The organism is Cohnella soli (genome assembly GCF_042655525.1).
GTDB classification, from domain to species: domain Bacteria; phylum Bacillota; class Bacilli; order Paenibacillales; family Paenibacillaceae; genus Cohnella; species Cohnella soli.
Genome location: NZ_JBHSMI010000002.1, coordinates 298,626 through 316,343 on the forward strand (window position 1 = coordinate 298,626; position 17,718 = coordinate 316,343).

The 17,718-nt window shown below is 51.7% G+C and carries 16 protein-coding genes; 10 read left to right on the forward strand and 6 right to left on the reverse strand.

Annotated features, from left to right (window positions below; genetic code table 11):
* Window positions 1–221: 221 nt before the first annotated feature.
* The gene (locus ACFPOF_RS01645) at window positions 222–692 is read right to left on the reverse strand and encodes a toxin-antitoxin system TumE family protein (protein WP_378129038.1); all 471 of its coding nucleotides are present in this window, start codon (window positions 690–692) and stop codon (window positions 222–224) included.
* Window positions 643–1,323, reverse strand: a complete 681-nt coding sequence (locus ACFPOF_RS01650; RefSeq protein ID WP_378128963.1) for a hypothetical protein — start codon at window positions 1,321–1,323, stop codon at window positions 643–645. Before ACFPOF_RS01650 ends, ACFPOF_RS01645 begins: the two co-directional genes overlap by 50 nt.
* A 227-nt stretch (window positions 1,324–1,550) precedes the next feature.
* Here ACFPOF_RS01650 and ACFPOF_RS01655 point away from each other — a divergent pair, with 227 nt between their 5' ends.
* A complete protein-coding gene (locus tag ACFPOF_RS01655; RefSeq protein WP_378128965.1) occupies window positions 1,551–4,022 on the forward strand; it encodes a TOTE conflict system archaeo-eukaryotic primase domain-containing protein in 2,472 nt (823 codons plus the stop codon).
* 43 nt (window positions 4,023–4,065) lie between these two features.
* Here the strand turns inward: ACFPOF_RS01655 and ACFPOF_RS01660 are convergent, their stop codons facing one another.
* The 3 genes from ACFPOF_RS01660 to ACFPOF_RS01670 form a co-directional block, all read right to left on the reverse strand.
* Window positions 4,066–5,385 (reverse strand): sensor histidine kinase, encoded by a 1,320-nt coding sequence (locus ACFPOF_RS01660; RefSeq protein WP_378128967.1) that lies wholly within the window; start codon window positions 5,383–5,385, stop codon window positions 4,066–4,068.
* Window positions 5,382–6,074 carry a response regulator transcription factor gene (locus tag ACFPOF_RS01665; RefSeq protein WP_378128969.1) on the reverse strand — a complete coding sequence of 231 codons (693 nt, stop codon included), beginning with the start codon at window positions 6,072–6,074 and terminating at the stop codon, window positions 5,382–5,384. The genes ACFPOF_RS01660 and ACFPOF_RS01665 overlap by 4 nt, the downstream gene beginning before the upstream one ends.
* A 115-nt stretch (window positions 6,075–6,189) precedes the next feature.
* Window positions 6,190–6,819, reverse strand: a complete 630-nt coding sequence (locus tag ACFPOF_RS01670; RefSeq protein WP_378128971.1) for a YfbR-like 5'-deoxynucleotidase — start codon at window positions 6,817–6,819, stop codon at window positions 6,190–6,192.
* Window positions 6,820–6,995: 176 nt separating this feature from the next.
* On the opposite strand from ACFPOF_RS01670, the gene ACFPOF_RS01675 reads away from it, so the two are divergent.
* From ACFPOF_RS01675 to ACFPOF_RS01690, 4 genes are read left to right on the forward strand one after another with little or no spacing between them, the layout of a single operon-like run.
* Window positions 6,996–9,893, forward strand: coding sequence for an ATP-binding protein (locus ACFPOF_RS01675; RefSeq protein WP_378128973.1), 2,898 nt, complete (start codon window positions 6,996–6,998; stop codon window positions 9,891–9,893).
* Window positions 9,883–11,520, forward strand: a complete 1,638-nt coding sequence (locus ACFPOF_RS01680; RefSeq protein WP_378128975.1) for a GGDEF domain-containing response regulator — start codon at window positions 9,883–9,885, stop codon at window positions 11,518–11,520. The genes ACFPOF_RS01675 and ACFPOF_RS01680 overlap by 11 nt, the downstream gene beginning before the upstream one ends.
* A 17-nt stretch (window positions 11,521–11,537) precedes the next feature.
* Window positions 11,538–11,912, forward strand: coding sequence for a response regulator (locus ACFPOF_RS01685; RefSeq protein WP_378128977.1), 375 nt, complete (start codon window positions 11,538–11,540; stop codon window positions 11,910–11,912).
* A 38-nt stretch (window positions 11,913–11,950) separates the two neighbouring features.
* Window positions 11,951–13,705, forward strand: coding sequence for a methyl-accepting chemotaxis protein (locus tag ACFPOF_RS01690; RefSeq protein ID WP_378128979.1), 1,755 nt, complete (start codon window positions 11,951–11,953; stop codon window positions 13,703–13,705).
* Between the two features lie 449 nt (window positions 13,706–14,154).
* On the opposite strand, the gene ACFPOF_RS01695 is transcribed toward ACFPOF_RS01690, so the two are convergent.
* Window positions 14,155–14,418 (reverse strand): hypothetical protein, encoded by a 264-nt coding sequence (locus ACFPOF_RS01695; RefSeq protein WP_378128981.1) that lies wholly within the window; start codon window positions 14,416–14,418, stop codon window positions 14,155–14,157.
* Window positions 14,419–14,601: 183 nt separating this feature from the next.
* On the opposite strand from ACFPOF_RS01695, the gene pqqA reads away from it, so the two are divergent.
* From pqqA to pqqE, 5 genes are read left to right on the forward strand one after another with little or no spacing between them, the layout of a single operon-like run.
* Window positions 14,602–14,673, forward strand: a complete 72-nt coding sequence (gene pqqA, locus ACFPOF_RS01700) for a pyrroloquinoline quinone precursor peptide PqqA (RefSeq protein ID WP_378129040.1) — start codon at window positions 14,602–14,604, stop codon at window positions 14,671–14,673.
* A 42-nt stretch (window positions 14,674–14,715) separates the two neighbouring features.
* Window positions 14,716–15,624, forward strand: coding sequence for a pyrroloquinoline quinone biosynthesis protein PqqB (gene pqqB, locus ACFPOF_RS01705; protein ID WP_378128983.1), 909 nt, complete (start codon window positions 14,716–14,718; stop codon window positions 15,622–15,624).
* A 27-nt stretch (window positions 15,625–15,651) separates the two neighbouring features.
* Window positions 15,652–16,338 (forward strand): pyrroloquinoline-quinone synthase PqqC, encoded by a 687-nt coding sequence (gene pqqC, locus ACFPOF_RS01710; RefSeq protein WP_378128985.1) that lies wholly within the window; start codon window positions 15,652–15,654, stop codon window positions 16,336–16,338.
* Between the two features lie 5 nt (window positions 16,339–16,343).
* A complete protein-coding gene (gene pqqD, locus ACFPOF_RS01715) occupies window positions 16,344–16,622 on the forward strand; it encodes a pyrroloquinoline quinone biosynthesis peptide chaperone PqqD (protein WP_378128987.1) in 279 nt (92 codons plus the stop codon).
* A complete protein-coding gene (gene pqqE / locus ACFPOF_RS01720) occupies window positions 16,619–17,698 on the forward strand; it encodes a pyrroloquinoline quinone biosynthesis protein PqqE (RefSeq protein ID WP_465251463.1) in 1,080 nt (359 codons plus the stop codon). The genes pqqD and pqqE overlap by 4 nt, the downstream gene beginning before the upstream one ends.
* Window positions 17,699–17,718: the final 20 nt, after the last annotated feature.

Here is a 17,718-nt window from a genome sequence, read left to right on the forward strand (position 1 = left end):
TGTGCAAGCCATCGTATACCGTTTATTTGTCCTGGGGAAAGGACCGAAGCGCCTGCTCCGATTCTTGAAGTCGGGCGCCGATCATGTGGAGCGCAGCTATTCGACGCATTATGTGAAATTAGTTAAACCTGCTGCTCCGGCGGTTAATGTTGTTCCGCCATCCTCTGGCCACTAGTGGTCAGGGGATTTACCATCGTGTCATTGAATGCAGACCGAGGGTCTTACTCTAATTCAGAGCGGGATGGAATAATCGAAAAAAGAATAATACCTTCTACAATGCTATAAAGGTCTTTGTGTACAAAGTTGGGGAATCTATCCATGTTGGTAAGGATGGAGTTTTTAGGTGGGTGCACATGATAGGGTTCGGTTGTGGTTTGATACCGTTTATCTTGATCGTGAGGTTCACTATGGTATTGGGCCTTTAGACGCCCGTTTACATCTACCCAATCGTAGAAATATTTATCGATAATGCCACTTTTGCTCGTATACTCAGTTACATATAGGATCGAGTCATCGAGGAAGGTTATAGTTGCTCGAAGTGCGTAAATCGTCGATGCTTGTCCTGAACGGTCTGTTAAGCGAATCTCCCCTAATATTCCATGACTTAAGTCTCTTTGAATATGGTTGAGGTTACTCCGAGGCCTACCGTTCACGAGTAATTTCCCGAATGACATATCTCCACTCGTCGGCATCACGGGCCCATTTCCAATCGTTTGATGATTGCGGGTCTCCCAGTCGTGCTAAAACTTCCTCGTATTTTCCTCCGTACAAGGCTTCAAAGGATAACACCGTTTGTACAAGGTTTTTCATTCGATCAACCTCGGTGTATACAGGCTCTTGCGCCTTTTGATACTCATACTCTTGAATCACCTCTCGAAGAATGGTCTCTTTACCATTCGTGGACGTATAGATAGCGGAGTCGGGAATTCTTGCTTGTTTGAAAGATTGCTTATTATCCATTCCGGGGTACGCCAACCGCTTTTCTCGCAACCAGTTATTAATTGTCGTTGTAGATACTCCGAAATAGTTGGCGAGTTGCCCTGTAGTATACACTAACGGTTTGTCTGCCTCTGTCGCATACTCGAATGCTACTTGCAGTAATTGGCTTAAGGAATGGTTTAATTCCTCTTGAGAAAGATTTTGCAGGCTACTGCGATGGGTTAACTCATTAATGTAGCCGTCTAACAAATCGGTATGACGAATTCGATTCAGAAGGTTATAAATAAGCTTATAAGTGGCAATGCCATACAGGGGATTTTGCTGGATATTCCGATGCAGTTCATCCTCGACCAATTTACGTTCTTCGTAAGTTATCACAAACATCACCTCGCCTCCATTGTAGCAAACATCAATTCGAACTACAATTAAACTAAAACTAAACTTAAAGAAAACAACAATTTCTTTTTAATAATATAAGCATCAATAAATATATTTATACCGAAAGCGGAATTCATGTCAAAGTGAATGACGACTTCGAGTTTTGCGGTAAAATATGTAATAAGAAGAGTACTAACATAATCTGGAGTGCACCATGACAAGGACGTGTCGCGATGGATAACATTCAGCAAAAGTATGAAGCCGCGCTCATGGAAATAGAAGCACTTAGGCGAGAACAGGAGAAGTTGAAACGCGAAGTTGAGAGTTTAAAAAATCAATTAGCGTCACTGTCATCAATTGAGCCTGAAGGGAATCGTACCTCACAAAAGAATGAGGCACCTTACGATGAAAGTATTCCACCGATTTTGGCAGCGGAGTTGGAAGAGGATAGTGTAGTCGTCCACCAACTATCAAAGGTCGAGGATAAACTTGCTTTATATCGTAATTATTTTCGCGGGCGTGAAGATGTATATCCGATTAGGTGGAGCAATAAGCAGGGGAAATCGGGCTACTCGCCTGCCTGCGGCAACGAATGGACGTCAGTTTGCCAAAAACCGAAAGTGAAGTGTTCGGCCTGTGCGCATCAACAGTTTCTGCCTGTGACAGACGATGTCATTTCAAAGCACTTGGATGCACGACAGGATAAGACTATAGGAGTTTATCCGATGCTGTCGGACGAGACCTGCTGGTTTCTGGCAATGGATTTTGATAAACAGAATTGGCAAGAGGATGTTGCTGCGGTCATACAAGTCTGTAAAGAAAACAGCATCCCTGCGGCTCTTGAACGATCGCGTTCCGGTAATGGCGGGCACGTCTGGATATTCTTTGAAAAATCAATTGATGCAGGTTGGGCGAGAAAATTCGGATCAACGATCTTGACACTTACAATGAAAAATAGATATCAAATTGGCTTGGATTCCTACGATCGCCTGTTCCCCAACCAGGACACGCTTCCAAAAGGCGGTTTTGGTAATCTGATCGCTTTACCGCTTCAGGGTGGGGCGAGAAAAAGTGGAAACAGTGTCTTCGTCGACCATAATTTCGAACCCTATGAGGATCAGTGGCGTTTTCTGTCAAGTGTGGGGAAAATGACAGAGGAAGCTGTATCTAAGTTTATTCAGCTTTATTTTGCCGAAGCGGACTTAGACTCCGGATTGATAAACGTAAGCGATGATGAAGATGAAAAGCCTTGGGAAAGAAGAAGCAAGCCATCTCAAGAAACTTGGAAACAGGATTTGCCGGAGACGATTCAGATCGTATTATCCAATCGGCTGTACATTAACAAACAAGGGCTAACTTCGAAAGTCATTAACAAGCTGATGAGGCTGGCCTCTTTTTCAAACCCGGACTTCTATAAGACGCAGGCGATGAGACTTTCTACTTACGCGAAGCCGAGGGTTATTTCTTGTGCGGAAGATCTTGTCCGCTATATTGCACTTCCACGAGGATGTTACGAAGCGGTGCTGGATTTCTTTCAGCAAAATCATGTCAAAGTGGATGTCGAGGATAATCGGGTTGGCGGTACTATAATTCATGCTGCCTTTACCGGCACTTTGACGGTTCTCCAAGATACAGCTTCCAGAGCGATGCTTTCGCATGACTTGGGGATATTGTCAGCCGTTACGGCTTTCGGTAAGACAGTAGTTGCAGCAAGCATAATTGCAAAGCGCCGTGTCAACACATTGATCCTGGTGCATAGACGAGAGCTGATGGACCAATGGCAATCGCGATTGCAAACATTTCTCGATTTGCCGAAGCATTCTATTGGTTTGATCGGTGGGGGAAAGACAAGCAGAACAGGTATAGTGGATATCGCGGTCATCCAGAGTGTTAATAACAAGGGTGAAGTCAAGGAATGGATCGAAGAATACGGACAGATTATCGTGGATGAATGTCACCACGTATCCGCATTCAGTTTCGAGCAGGTTCTGAAGAAAGCTAAGGCGAAGTATGTGTTCGGACTTACGGCGACGCCGAAACGCCAAGACGGTCAAGAGGCAATTGTCATGATGCAACTTGGCCCTGTCCGTATGAAAATCGATGCCAAAGCGCTAGGGAGCTCACGCAGTTTCTCACTCACGGTTGTTCCCCGATACACGGGCTTTACAGTGCCTGCAGACATAAGAAGTCAAGGAATTGGAATTCAAGATGTATATCAATACTTGATTGTGGACGAAGAGCGCAATACATTGATTTTCAATGATCTCCTGCAATGCTTGGAAGAAGGTAGAACTCCACTTCTGCTCGTCGAAAGAACCGCACATGCGGAATATTTCGCGGACAGGCTGCGCCCTTTTGCTCGCAATGTGATTGTTCTTCGCGGCGGCATGGGCAAAAAGCAAAGGGAGGCTGTTCATCATCAAATCGCAACGATCCCGGATACGGAAGAGAGAGTATTGATTGCAACGGGAAAGCTCATTGGCGAAGGCTTCGACGACGCGAGGCTGGACACCTTATTCTTGGTTCATCCGATCTCATGGACAGGGTCGTTGGAGCAGTATGCCGGCAGGCTGCATCGGGCGCATGCGAATAAGCAAGAAGTGAAAATTTATGATTACATCGATCTGATGGTACCTGTATTAATGGGCATGTACAAGAAACGGATGAGAGGTTATCGGAAAATGGGCTATAGCGGCATTGTATGAAAACTCTTCATTCAGATGCCGCCGTCTTAGCTATCCTACTCGTTTATGCAAGCGGAAGCCACCCTGCCAACATCGCTCCGTTGCCTTGAGGGCGATTTCCCGCACGAAGCTCGCCGTTATGCGCCCGAAGAATGCGCTGAGCAATCGTAAGGCCAAGTCCTGTGCCGCCGTTTTCCGGATTACGGGAATCGTCTGCACGGTAGAAAGCTTCGAAGACGTGAGGCAGGGCTTGTGCCGATATACCGGGTCCGGTGTCCTCGATGGAGAAGGCGATCCGTGCGTGCTCTACATGCCAACGGATCGTGACTGTTCCCGACCCCGGCGTATACCTGATCGCATTATCCACCAGATTCCCCAAGGCACGCCTAAGCAGATGGGCATCCCCAAGCAGCATGGAGCGTTCGACCGGTCCGTCCAGCTCGATTTCGATTTCCTTCTCTTTGCCGATTGGACGGTAGTCGTCTACGATTTCAGCGAGCAGGTCGTTAAACGCGATCAGCTTCGGACGCATGGCCTGGCCTAGCGATTCCAGCTTCGCGTAATCAAACAGATCGGATACGAGCCGGTCGATCTGTTCCGTCTTCTGGCTGCATATCGCAATGTACCTCGCTGTTTTCTCCGGATCGCTCGTTGTTCCCCGCTGCAGTCGCGACAAGAACCCTCGCAAAGCAAATAACGGCGTCCTCAAGTCATGGGCGATGGCGCTAATGAAAAACCGCCGCTCCTCCTCCAGCTCGGACTGCCGGGTCAGCGATTCGCGAAGCCCGTTGCCCATCGCATGGAAGGCAGCCCGAACGTCCGCAACCTCCCGCACAGTCGTAGCGGGCAACTGAAAATCCAGATCGCCGTCGGCGATTCGCCGGGCCGCGACACCCATTGCCTCAAGCGGCTTCACGACGACTCGTCCCATCTGAAAACCGATAAAAAGAATGGCGCACGCCGTGGCGATAATGGCTAGCGCGTTCGCGAAGACGCTGTTCTGTTTCGGCGCGTAGAAGAGAGCGCTACCTTGCAGTTGGCCTTGCTCCATGACGTCAACTTGCCGAAAGGCGCGCTTCTCGGACCCGGACGGCACGGAACGAAACAGTTCTTGTCCGGAGGCATCGAGCAGACGAATGCCGATTTGTGAGGAAGAAGCCCGCTGGGCGATGGGGGTCCGCCAGTTCGCATCGCGCCACTGGGGCGTATCCGCCCGGCTTACCTCTTGAATGATCTCGTTCAGCGAGGTTTGCTGCTCGGCATGCAGCGAACGTTCGAAGACATGGCGATCGAGAAAACCCGGAATTTCATAAAACAATCGAGGAACGATAAGGACGATGAGCATGCCGACGAACATCCACTCGCGAATTTTAAGTGCTCTCATTTGCGAATTCCTTCGAAACGATAACCGACGCCCCACACGTTGGCGATAAGCTGGGGATTCCGATGATCCATTTCGATTTTCTCGCGAATTCTCCCGATCTGCACGGTGACCGCGTGTTTGTCTCCGATGCCGTCCCAGAATCGATCCAGCAACTGCTCATAAGTAAACACTTGTCGAGGGTGTTCGGCGAACAAGCATAATAGCTCGAACTCCTTGGGCGAGAAGGAGACAGGTTTCCCGTCGACGCGGGCTTCATGCGCTTTTACATCCAACACGAGGCGGCCGAAGTCAAGCTCCAGCTTGAGTTCTTGCTCGTTTCTTCCATAGCGGCGGAGTACCGCTTTCACGCGGGCGACGACTTCTTCGGGAGTAGCTGTCTTGACGATATAATCGTCGCCGCCCAGACTCAGCCCTCTGATTTTGTCCATATCTTCGTCCCGAGCGCTCAGGAACAGAATAGGCGTATCCATCGTTCTGCGAATGTGACGACATAGCTCTAGACCGCTCTGTCCCGGCATCATGACGTCGAGCAGGATGCAGTCGATGCGTTCGCGTGAGAGTACCTCCAAAGCTTGTGCGGCATTGTAGGCTTCCCTTACCGCGTAGCGTTCGTCCTCCAGGTAATCCCTCATTAATTCCACGATTTCTTTATCGTCATCCACGAGCAGTATCGTGCGGTCGTTATTCATGGCGCTCATCTCCGCTAAGTGTATTGGCGCTGTCGTGCATATTGTAGCATAACCGCGCCGCGCTCACGTTCGGAATGATCGCTATGATCCCTTCGTGTGACTGTATCGTGATTATTTAGGAAGCCAGCGCCTCGTCCGTAATCTTCGCAATATCAATCGGGGAACGCGAGCCTTCGCGCACGAGATCCGGCAAAATATGCTTCAGAAAATACGCGACGCAATGAAGGTCGATTTGCTTAATTTTAATCAGAGCCGAACGGTACATGACGATGAATTCTTTCTCCGTATTCCCCCGCTGCAACTCCGCGAAAGCTTCGTAGATTTGATCCATTTTATCGGCAACTTCCAGAATCTGTCCTTCGACAGAGTTATCTTTGCCTTCGCGCAGCTGTCTTCGGAAGATCGGCTTTAACTCCTCCGGAATGTGCTCGTCGATGAACAGTTCAATCATACCTTCCTCGACTTTCTGCAACATTGCTCGAAGCTCCAATGAATAGTGTTTCACCGGCGTCTTGATATCACCAATAAAAATTTCCCCGTAATCGTGGCTGCTCGTAATTTCGTAAAGCTTCTTCCAATCGATGGTCACGCCGCAGCTTTCCTCGATGTCTGCCAACGTCTTTGCGTATTGTACGACTTTCCACGAATGAGCTGACACGCTATGTTCCTGAAACTTGAATTTTCCAGGGCAACGAATGATTCTTTCCAGATCGGTCAGCGATTGAAAATAAGTGTGGATACCCATGTCGGATGTTCCTTTCGGATGAGTGTGCGGATGTGCGGGTACATCTTCAGTGTAAGCGCCGATTGTTATAGGGCGATTAAATCCGCCGAAAAACATATTGTGTCGACTGATGTCCAAATTTGGCCAATCTTGTTGTAAAATAAGGGTTATATCAACCACGGAAGGTTGTTTTGATCATGAATGCGTTCAACGATAAAAGGCACAGCATCAAAAGAAAAATAAGCGCCATGATGTTGGGCAGTCTATTGCTTATTTTGGTCGGCGCCTTATTCGTATCTTGGAGCACTTTCAATACCGTAAGTAAATACGAGCGGGTCACTCAGAAGCTCAGCTTGAGCCAGGAATACATCACGGATTTGTCGAACGAGACGAACGAGATCATTTTGCGTGTCAGAGGGTATTTTGCGTATTTGGATAGTTACGAATACGAGCAAATTTTTAAGGCCAAAGAAGGCTTGGACAAGGCGGTCGCGTCGATCAAGGAGACGTCCGTCAATGGCGACGAACTGGAACTCGTTGAGAGGGTTCACGATTACTTCGAAGATTACTTAAAGAACGTGCTGCCAAAGGGAGCGGCATTCGCCGAGAAGGGCGACTACACATCTTTGCGCAAGCTGATTACGCTCGGCGTCAACAATCCCGTGAACGAGACCATTCAATACGCGCACCAGTCGGAGAAGCTGATTCAGCAGCACTTGAAGGACGAAAGAGAAGATCTGCTTCGAACGCTCGTGCTTCAAGGCATTTATTTTATTATCTACATAGTGCTGATATTGGTTGTGTCTGCGTTGATCACCCGGAGATTGGCGAAGGATATTGGCAACCCGTTAAGCCGTCTGTCGCAATACGCGCTGAACTATGGCAAAGGGGAGACGATCCAAGCCGAGCTGTTAAGCCGCCGAGACGAGATCGGGATGTTGTCCAGATCGCTCGAGAGAATGACTTACGAGATTCAGGAGAAGGAAGAAGAACTGCTTGCCCAGAACGAGGAGTTGCATGCGCAGCAAGATGAGCTTGAAGCCCAGCAAGCGGAGCTTCAACGGGCGATCGTCATCATGGAACAGAACGAGCTGTTTCTGAATAAACGCAATTCGTTAATACAATCGCTCGCGAATACGCTTAACCGCAAAGAACTGCTGGATAGCGTCATTCGCAACGTCGTGGAGATCTCGCGAACCGACAAAGGCATGATCGTCCTGATGAACGAATCGATGGATTACTCGGCTCACGGATTGTCGGAGGAAGAAGTGGCGCAGTGTCTCGAGGGATTCGGACAGAGCGCCGCGGTTCGGGCAGTGCAAAGCAAACGGGTGTTTATCCGGGAAAGGGACGCGACGACAGGAGAGAAGGGATACGTCGCCGACCTTGCAAGCGCGTATGACATCTTTATCCCACTGCTCAAAGGGGATGACGAAGTTGCGGCTTGTATGATGCTTACTCGTATTGGCAAGGCGATCGATACGAAAGACGAGACAGAGATCTACGGACTAGTCGGTCAAATCTCGCTGTCGCTCGAGAAGCTGGAGATGTTCGAGACGATCGAGAATCAGCGGCAAATGACGCGGGATATGCTGAACACGATTCAGGAAGGCGTACAACTGATGAATCTTGGAGGCCAGTCGCTCCGGGTAAACGAGAAGTTGTATGAACTGCTTGGCCTCTCTTACGAGAGCGCCGAGTTGAACGGAATCGGGCTTCCTTCGCTCAAGGCGCTGCTGTCGGAGAGAATCGATGAGCCCGAAGCGTTGTTCGATTGTTGGGACAGGGCGCTTGGCAGCGATTCGGAACAAGCCCGAAGCATGATTTACGTCATTAATAAGCCGGAACACCGAACGATTCAAATGTATTGGGAACCGATTTACCGCAAACAGCAGCAATTCGGCATTTTGCTCGTACATCGCGATGTAACAAAGGAATTCGAGGTCGACCGGATGAAGTCAGAGTTCGTGAGCACTGTCAGCCACGAGCTGAGGACGCCGCTCGCCAGCATTCTCGGATTCTCGGAGCTAATGCTGCATCGCGAGCTTAAGCCTGAACGTCAGCGCAAGTACATGGAGACGATTTATCGGGAAGCGCAGCGGCTGACCTCGCTTGTGAATGACTTTCTAGACTTGCAACGCATGGAAAATGGCATGCAGTTCTACCATATCGGTGAGGTAGACTTGGCCCTCCTTCTGGAGGAAGTCGTAGAGATTCAGCAGGCCGGCACGGCGAAGCATCGACTTATCCGGAGCATCCCTCGTGAGAAGATGACTGTGCTAGGCGATAAGGATAAGTTGTTCCAACTGTTTGTTAACCTCGTGAATAATGCGATTAAATATTCTCCCGAAGGGGGAGCGATCACGATCGAAGCCCGCCGAGAAGGCGACAGCTACAGGATCAGGATTGAGGACGAAGGCTTAGGCATTCCCGAGCAAGCGATCCCGAACTTGTTCGCCAAGTTCTACAGGGTGGACAATTCGGATCGCAGGGAGATCGGGGGAACCGGTCTCGGACTTGCGATCGTCAAGGAAATCGCGAACCGGCATAAAGGAGACGTCAGCGTGCAGTCCCGGCTCGGAGAAGGCAGCACGTTCACGATCGAGCTTCCGGTGCATGAATCAAGCATAGTGGGTGTTGGCGATAGAAATGACTCAGGCAATCAAAGCGAAGAAATCGTCCCGACGCCGCAAGTGATGCTTGTGGAGAACGACCATAGCTTGTCCGTCATGCTTCACGACCATTTGACGGAGAAAGGGTATACGACAAGCGTTTTTTCCGACGGCGAGAGCGTGATTCGCGCCTTGGAAGCCGGTCGGCCGGATATTGTTATTCTGGACTTGAAGCTGTCGACTGATATGAGCGGCTGGGAAGTAATCGAGCGGATGAAGGCGTCCGAAGCGCTTGTGAACGTACCGATTGTTATTTCCAGCGCTTTTGAAGAGCAAGGGAAAGCGTTGCAATGGGGCATATCCCATTTCCTAACTAAGCCGTACGACCCCGACAAGCTGATCGAGACGATCGAAAGCATCATTCAGTCGAAATCAGCAGTCCCAATACTGACAAGTAGCGGAGAGAATGCAATTGAGAGATAAATCCTACAAGCATCTGATCAAGCAACGGATGCAAAACGTGCTGGACGATTGGTCAAGCAAAGAGACGGTCGAAGAGACCGAAATTTACAGGTTTCTGCACAATACGAAGGGGACTGCCGGCACGATAGGATTACCGGACATCGCATACGAGGCGTCGATCCGGATGGAGCGGTTCTCGGAATCGGGAACCCGGCGCTGGACGTATTCCGAGTGGTATAACGAGTTGCAGAGCTTATTCGACCTCCTTCCCGGCATTCAAGGGAAGGAAGAGCGAAGAGGTGAGGGAGAGGGTGATCCCCCTACCGCTTCGCTGCCCGATCGGATGGGCAAGCGCATTCTGGTCGTTGATGACGACGTTGATCTGGCCGGGTATTTGAAGGGGATTCTGGAAGAGCGCGGTTACCCGGTCAACATTGCGTTAACGGCAGAGAGAGGGTTGAAGCTGTTTTACGACTGGAAGCCCGATTTGATTCTACTTGATGTTTTTCTGCCGGACACGAACGGGATGGACGTTCTGCGGCAGATCGTAGACAAAGCGCAGCTCGAGCATTCGCCGGTCATTGTGATCAGCACGGAGGATACAAGAGAACATCGCATGCACGCCTATCGCTTCGGAGCGATGGACTTCTTCCCCAAACCAATCGACCAAGAGTTGCTGGTAGCTTTAATAGAGAACCGGTTCCAACTGATCCGGCATTGGCAGCATTCCATTATCGTTGACGAGCTTACGGGCGCCTACAATCGCAAGCATCTAAACCGCTCGATGCAGCAGCTAATTTCCGATTATCGGCGTGAAAGTCAAATTTTTTCCGTGGCCATGATGGATTTAGACCATTTCAAGAAAGTGAACGATACGTATGGGCACCCGATGGGAGATGAAGTGCTCAGATCGTTCGCCGCGACAGTGATGGAGACGAAACGGGAACGGGATACGTTGTGCCGATACGGAGGCGAGGAATTCTCGCTTCTGCTGCCGGATACGAATAGGGAGCAGGCGCTTGAACTGCTGCAGCGAATCCGGGTGAGTTTCTCGGAGAAGACATTCTCTGCCGGAGACGATACTTTTCGAGTAACGTTCTCCTCAGGCATTACGGATATTCACGACGCCAACGCCCATGCGATGCAATTGATCGAAGAAGCCGATCAAGCGCTATATTCGGGCAAGCAAGCCGGACGAAACCGAACGGTCGTCTACGCGCCGCAATTGTCGCAAGATTCGGCTGCGAAGCGGCTTCATTTGCTCGTTGTCGATGACGATCCGCTCATCCGCAACATCATCGTCTCGCATTTCGAGCGGTGGCAGCCGGACCGGAATACGCAAGTATCGATTCAAAGCTACGAAGACGGCGTGCAGTTCATCGCCTCCGATTGGTACTCCGAACAGTCCAAATATATCGTGCTTCTTGACGGTGCGATGCCGGGAATGGACGGTGCGGAAGTGTTGAGCAAACTGCGCGAAGGCTATCCCGAGCGCAACATCGTCATTGCGATGCTGACGGCGAGAGTGAACCAGGCGGATATCATCTACGCTCTCCAGCAAGGGGCGGACGATTATATCGTCAAACCGTTCAAGCCGGAAGAACTGATGGAAAGAGTCGAGCGACTCGCGCACAAATTATTTAATTGACGGAAGTTGGGTAGCGCATGAGGAAAATATTGATCGTGGACGACGAAGAAATTCTACGTATGTTAATCGCGGATACGCTCGAAGATTTGGATGTGCAGATCGACGTAGCGGAAGACGGCAAGATCGCGCTCGAGAAGCTCGGCCAATCAGAATATGATCTTCTGCTCCTCGATTATATGATGCCGGAGCTTACGGGTATGGAAGTGCTGGAGCGGCTGCCGCAGGCGGCGAGAGATCGGATGCCCATCATTATGCTGACAGCGAAAGCCCAGGATTCGGATCGGACGAAAGCGATGGAGGCAGGCGTTCACCGCTTTATTCCGAAGCCGTTCAGCCCGCTTGAATTGTTGCAGGTCGTGGAGGAAATGTTGGAGGAGCAAGAAGGGCGATAAGCGTTGGCATACGATGATCAAAGGGGAAGATCGACAGCATGAACGGATTAAGAAGTCGATTGGTAGTGAAGTTGTCAGCGATTATTTTGGCTGTTCTGCTTGTGCTGTCTTTTACGCTCATCTACATGCAAATCCAGAATACGAAGAAAGCCAGTGAGGAGGCGATCGGCAAGTTCAGCATCCATAATGCGGAAGCTTACGCAGGGCAATTTGATCTGAAAGCGTACGGGGAATTCCTGAAGGATGCGCAGGAGAATGACCTCTATTGGAGCATTCGCGATCAGATGAACCATTACCGCGTTCAGATCGGCGCAATGTACGTCTACACGGTCAAGATCGATGATAAGGGTCAGCCGATTCTGCTTATCGATGGCCAGCCGAAAGACTCGGACGCCGCATCCCCGATCGGCGAAGTGACCGATATTCCGAAGGGCGCGATCGAAGCGTTGTTGAAGGGCGAGACGGCCAAGTCCGGCGTTATCCAAAATCCGGAGTATGGAGACTACATATCGGCTTATGCGCCGCTTCGCGACGCGAATGGCACTGTCGTTGGCGTGCTCGGGATCGATACGGACGTCTCCGTATCGCACACGATCTTCCGTGAAGTGATGAAGGAGAGTATGCCGCTCTTTGTCTTGATGGGCGTGTTGACGTTGGTGTTTTTCCTTGTCATCGTGTTGTTCCTCTCCCGCGCTTTGAAGCCGCTCGGCGTCATTGTGAAAGGAGCAGAAGCGATCGCCCAAGGCGACTTCGCCACAGCGAAAGCGAGCCTGGGCGCGATCCGAAGGCGATCTAAGGACGAGATCGGACAAGCTTACTCCGCGATGGGGCAGATGATCGAGAGGCTTGGCGTCGCGATGGGCGAAGTCGTCCGCGATATGGAACTGACTGCCCGTAATCTCGTAGATTCCACTGGACAATTCAGCACTGAAGCGGCGCAGATGGTCGCCTTGAACGAGAAGCTTGAACAATCGATCGCGACGCTCTCGGAAGGAGCGCATCACCAGCGGGTCGGTGCTGAAGAGAGCGCCAAATCGATGGAAGAGATTACGGTTGCTATCCAGCGGGTGTCCGAAGCTTCGTCCAGCGTCTCGCGGGCGTCAGTCGAGGCGCTTGAGACAGCCGAACAGGGCAGGGATTCTATTCGACAACTCAAGGAGCAAGTCGCTTCGATTTCCGGCGTCGCGACGGATACGGCGAATTCCGTTCAGTCTCTCAACAGGTACATGTCCGAGATCGAGCCGGTGCTTCGCTCGATCTCGGATATCGCCGAGCAGACGAAGCTGCTCGCTCTGAATGCCGCTATCGAAGCGGCGAGAGCTGGCGAACAAGGCGCGGGTTTCGCCGTCGTCGCCGGCGCAGTACGCAAGCTCGCCGAATCGTCGGCCGTGTCTGCAACGCATATTACGTCCTTGCTGCAGCAGATTCAGCAAGAATCCGCTCGGATCGGCGAGAAGATGGAAGAGGGCAGCCGGGAGATGCTTGTCGGCACCGAGTTGTCGGGGCAAGCAGAATCGTTGTTTAACCTGACGCTGGATCGGTTCGTGCACGTAAGCGGCCAGATTCAGGAAATATCCGCCGCATCGGAAGAAGTCTTGGCGGGCTCCGAGGAAGTCGCTGCGTCTGTCGAGCAGATTTCCGCTATCTCGCTTGCGGCGGCCGAAAATACGGCATCGATACGGAGGATGTCTGGCGATCAATTCGAATCGGCTAAACGAATTGCCGACACGACCGAGCTGTTGAAGACGAGGAGCGCCAATCTCGAGGCGGCCGTCTCGAAGTTTAAATTGTAAGTACTTAATTTTTCCATATCCGCAGTAACTCCCTCAGACGAAGTACCTCCGTGCCGCGCTTTGTACGAAGTTTCGTACAAACGCCCTCTGTCTGAGACCCTTGCGCACGGCTTTGTACGAAATTTCGTACAAACGTCCTCTGTCGGAGTGCTTTGCGCACGGCATTGTACGAAATTTCGTACAAATGCCCTCCGTCGGAGGCCCTTGCGCCGCGCTTTGTACGAAATTTCGTACAAACGCCTCCGTCGGAGACCCTTGCGCACGGCTTTGTACGAAATTTCGTACAAACGCTACCCGGCTACCTGATTTTTGGTTCTTTGTTACAGACAACGGAACCCGCCAACCCGTCACCAAAGAAATTACTGATCGTCCTAACGATAAAGAGAAGGCCCGATTTGCTCACCACGGAGCAGTCGGGCCTTCTTCTTGTCTAACTCACAACGGCATTATCAAGCCTCAGCCTCGACTGTCGTCGCGTTTGGTCGATCCATCGTATGGGCATCGGCTGCACCGTCTGCAAGGCGTTGTTCTCTTTCCTCTGACAATTTACCAATCCACCATCCGGCCATCACGTTCACGACCGCCAATGCGCCGAACAAGAGATAATCCCCCCAGGGTTCCGGAAGAAGCAGGTCGGCTCCGAGCCATCCTCCTGTAAACGTAAGCCCCGTAAACGCTCCCTTTAGCGCTTTCGAGTAACGACTTCCATTCATTTGAACGCCCTCCTCGAACATGGTTTATCTTCATTAGTTCATCGTATGTGAGCCGAAGGGGCGAATATGCTTGCGGTGCCGCCAAGGTATAGAATGCCTGCAAGCGGCATATATTAAATCGTCTTTTTGCCCTTTTCTTTGATTGGGTTATGGAACGAATTCACCCCGGAAGGAGATGGGACGATGTGGGTGAAACCCGACTTTAAGATTATCGAAGTGTGCGCCGAAGTGACCGCATACGCCTATCAGAAGTAACGACGACGCACGAAGCAGATTGGTCTGGGGGCGGGGAAACTTATGTTCATCCGGGTGTTAGGTTCGGCGGCGGGAGGGGGATTTCCCCAATGGAATTGCGATTGCCCGACTTGCCGCCGCGCGCGCACAGGGCATCGTTCCATTCGCGCCCGCACAACCGATTCGCTGGCCGTCAGCGATAACGGCAAGTCGTGGTACCTCATCAATGCAACGCCGGATGTCGGCGCGCAGGTTGAAGCATTTGCCGCGCTGCACCCCGGCCCCTACATACGAGAAACGCCGATCCGGGGCGTCATACTAACGGATGCGGAACTGGATCATACGATCGGGCTGCTGCAAATGAGAGAAAACGCAGAGATTGAAGTGTATGCGCCGTCCTGTGTCCTTCAGGCTTTGAGCGGCCCTTTGCCGATCAGGCGTATTCTTGAGCCTTATGCGAAGTTCCACTGGTCGAATGTGGAAGCGGGGGAATCTTTTTGGCTTTTTGAGGAGAGATTGAACGTATATCCTTTCCGTCTGGGCTGTAAGCCGCCGAGGTATGCAACCGCGAGCGTAGACAAGGAGAAGGAAGCGTGGGTGATGGGCTATCGCATAACCGATCGATTGACGGGGGGCGTATTCGTCTATGCGCCGGGAATCGAGTCGTGGACGGACGAATTGACAGAGCATCTATCGCATGCGGATTGCGTGATGATAGACGGGACGTTCTGGGAAGCCGATGAGCTGCAGAGGTTAGGTGTGTCCGACTTGCTCGCATCGGAGATGGGGCACGTCCCTATCTCGGGGCCGAGTGGCAGCCTGGAGCGGCTTGCCGATCTGACCGCGAAGCGGAAAATTTACATTCACATCAATAACACGAATCCGATTCTGGATGAACATTCAGCCGAGTACCATCGTCTCCGATCGCTTGGCATAGAGATTGGCTTCGACGGATTGGCAGCGGAGGTCTAACATTACAGGAATATGAACAACCACCTCATGTCCAACGAACAGTTTACGGAGAGGCTCAAACAAGTTGGGCAACATCGTTACCATGACAAACATCCTTTTCATGTCCGTATGCACGAAGGCAAGCTTAGCCCTGAACAGCTTCGGGCTTGGATAGCCAACCGGTTCTATTATCAGAAAAATATCCCTGTTAAAGATGCGATCGTCCTCTCCAAACTTCCATTGCGAGAAGATCGGCGCATCTGGATTCAACGGATTATCGACCATGACGGGCGAGAAGGCAGCGAAGGCGGCATCGAGGCTTGGATACGCCTTGGCGAAGCTGCAGACATTCCCCGAGCGGATATGTTGAATGAAGTCCACGTGCTTCCGGCCGTCCGTTTCGCAGTGGACGCCTACGTGAACTTCTGCCGACTGCAGCCGTGGGTCGAAGCTGTCGCCTCTTCGCTTACCGAGTTATTCGCACCGATCTTAATGTCCCATCGAATCGCCGTCTTCGAGCAAGTGTATCCTTGGGTTCGCGTGGAGGGGCTGGAGTATTTCCGAAACAGACTGCACCAGGCTCCACGAGATTCGGATCACGGCTTGGCCATCGTGATGCGAGAATGCCGGGATCGGGCGGAGCAGGAGCGAGCAATCGCTGCGCTGAATTTCAAGTGCGATGTGCTATGGGCGATTCTGGATGCATTAAGCTTGGAATTCCCGAATAAGGAGTAATCGCCATGACGCGATGGGAGTTATCGGATCAACCGAGATTGCGCAGCCCGGCTCGTATGAAATACGATAAAGCCCGCTCAACGGAATTGCTCCTGCTCCCGGAACGCGTCGTCGAACTTAATGCGACTGCCGGCGCGATTTTGCGGTTGTGCGACGGGGAGCGCACGATCTCCCAAATGATCGAACAACTCGAGGCCACGTACGGGGAATCGAATCTGGAGGCGGACGTCCGGGATTTTCTGCATCAAGCGGCCGACAGAGGCTGGGTGGAACGATGGAAGTGAGCGCACCCTACGCGTTAGCCGCGGAGCTTACCCACCGCTGCCCCCTTCGCTGTCCTTACTGCTCGAATCCGCTAGAGCTTCAGAAAAAAGAAACCGAGCTGACGACCGTTGAATGGTTGCGAGTATTAGAGGAAGCAAGCGAGCTTGGCGTCGTTCAAGTGCATTTTACCGGAGGAGAGCCTTTATTGCGGCCGGACCTCAGCGTGCTTATTCGACAGTCGAGGCAGTTAGGTCTGTTCGTCAATCTGATTACGAGCGGCGTAGGGCTGACGGAGCGGCGGGCCGAGGAGCTGGCAGAGGCCGGCGTAGACAGCATCCAACTGAGCGTTCAAGCTTCTGAGGCCGAGCTCGCCGACACGATTGCAGGGTTCAAAGCGCATGAATTGAAACGGCAAGCGGCCGGCTTCATTCAAGCCGCAGGTGTTCCTCTGCATATGAATGTCGTGCTGCACAGGCGTAATCTTCATCTGGTCGAGGAGATCATCGAGCTTTGCCTCGCATGGGGAGCACGAAGATTGGAGCTAGCCAATACGCAGTATTACGGTTGGGCACTTGCGAACCGACGACAACTGCTGCCAACGAAGGAGCAGCTCGTCGCCGCGGAAGAATCGTATAGGACGACGAAGGAGCGTCTAGGTCATCTCGTCGAACTGATCTGGATTGTGCCGGACTATTACGAAGATCTCCCGAAGCCTTGCATGGGAGGCTGGGGCAAGTTATCGCTGACTGTAGCGCCCGACGGTCGAGTATTGCCGTGCACGACAGCGGGCAGTATCTCATCGCTAAGTTTCGAATCCGTTAGGAAGCGGGATTTGGCCTGGATATGGCGAGAGTCGGAGAGCTTTAACGCTTTCCGAGGGTTCGAATGGATGCCCGAGCCATGCCGAGGCTGCGATCGCCGCTTCGAGGATTTCGGAGGGTGCCGCTGCCAGGCGTTCCTGCTCACAGGCGATGCGGGCCTGACGGATCCTGTATGCGGTCGGTCGCCGCATCGTGGCATGTTGACGGAGTTAGTATCGTCCATGAACGATGCCGATCAAGAGCTTGAGATTTCCTATCGTTATCGCGGCGGATGAACAAGGGGGAGAGAAAATTC

Bases quoted from the DNA above. Each gene is read 5' to 3' on its own strand.
- ACFPOF_RS01660 (WP_378128967.1), bottom strand. From the start codon at position 5,385: ATGAGAGCACTTAAAATTCGCGAGTGGATGTTCGTCGGCATGCTCATC.
- pqqB (WP_378128983.1), top strand. From the start codon at position 14,716: ATGTTCATCCGGGTGTTAGGTTCGGCGGCGGGAGGGGGATTTCCCCAA.
- pqqD (WP_378128987.1), top strand. From the start codon at position 16,344: ATGACGCGATGGGAGTTATCGGATCAACCGAGATTGCGCAGCCCGGCT.
- ACFPOF_RS01675 (WP_378128973.1), top strand. From the start codon at position 6,996: ATGAATGCGTTCAACGATAAAAGGCACAGCATCAAAAGAAAAATAAGC.
- ACFPOF_RS01645 (WP_378129038.1), bottom strand. From the start codon at position 692: ATGCCGACGAGTGGAGATATGTCATTCGGGAAATTACTCGTGAACGGT.
- ACFPOF_RS01655 (WP_378128965.1), top strand. From the start codon at position 1,551: ATGGATAACATTCAGCAAAAGTATGAAGCCGCGCTCATGGAAATAGAA.
- ACFPOF_RS01665 (WP_378128969.1), bottom strand. From the start codon at position 6,074: ATGAATAACGACCGCACGATACTGCTCGTGGATGACGATAAAGAAATC.
- ACFPOF_RS01690 (WP_378128979.1), top strand. From the start codon at position 11,951: ATGAACGGATTAAGAAGTCGATTGGTAGTGAAGTTGTCAGCGATTATT.
- ACFPOF_RS01695 (WP_378128981.1), bottom strand. From the start codon at position 14,418: ATGAATGGAAGTCGTTACTCGAAAGCGCTAAAGGGAGCGTTTACGGGG.
- ACFPOF_RS01650 (WP_378128963.1), bottom strand. From the start codon at position 1,323: ATGTTTGTGATAACTTACGAAGAACGTAAATTGGTCGAGGATGAACTG.
- pqqC (WP_378128985.1), top strand. From the start codon at position 15,652: ATGTCCAACGAACAGTTTACGGAGAGGCTCAAACAAGTTGGGCAACAT.
- ACFPOF_RS01670 (WP_378128971.1), bottom strand. From the start codon at position 6,819: ATGGGTATCCACACTTATTTTCAATCGCTGACCGATCTGGAAAGAATC.
- ACFPOF_RS01685 (WP_378128977.1), top strand. From the start codon at position 11,538: ATGAGGAAAATATTGATCGTGGACGACGAAGAAATTCTACGTATGTTA.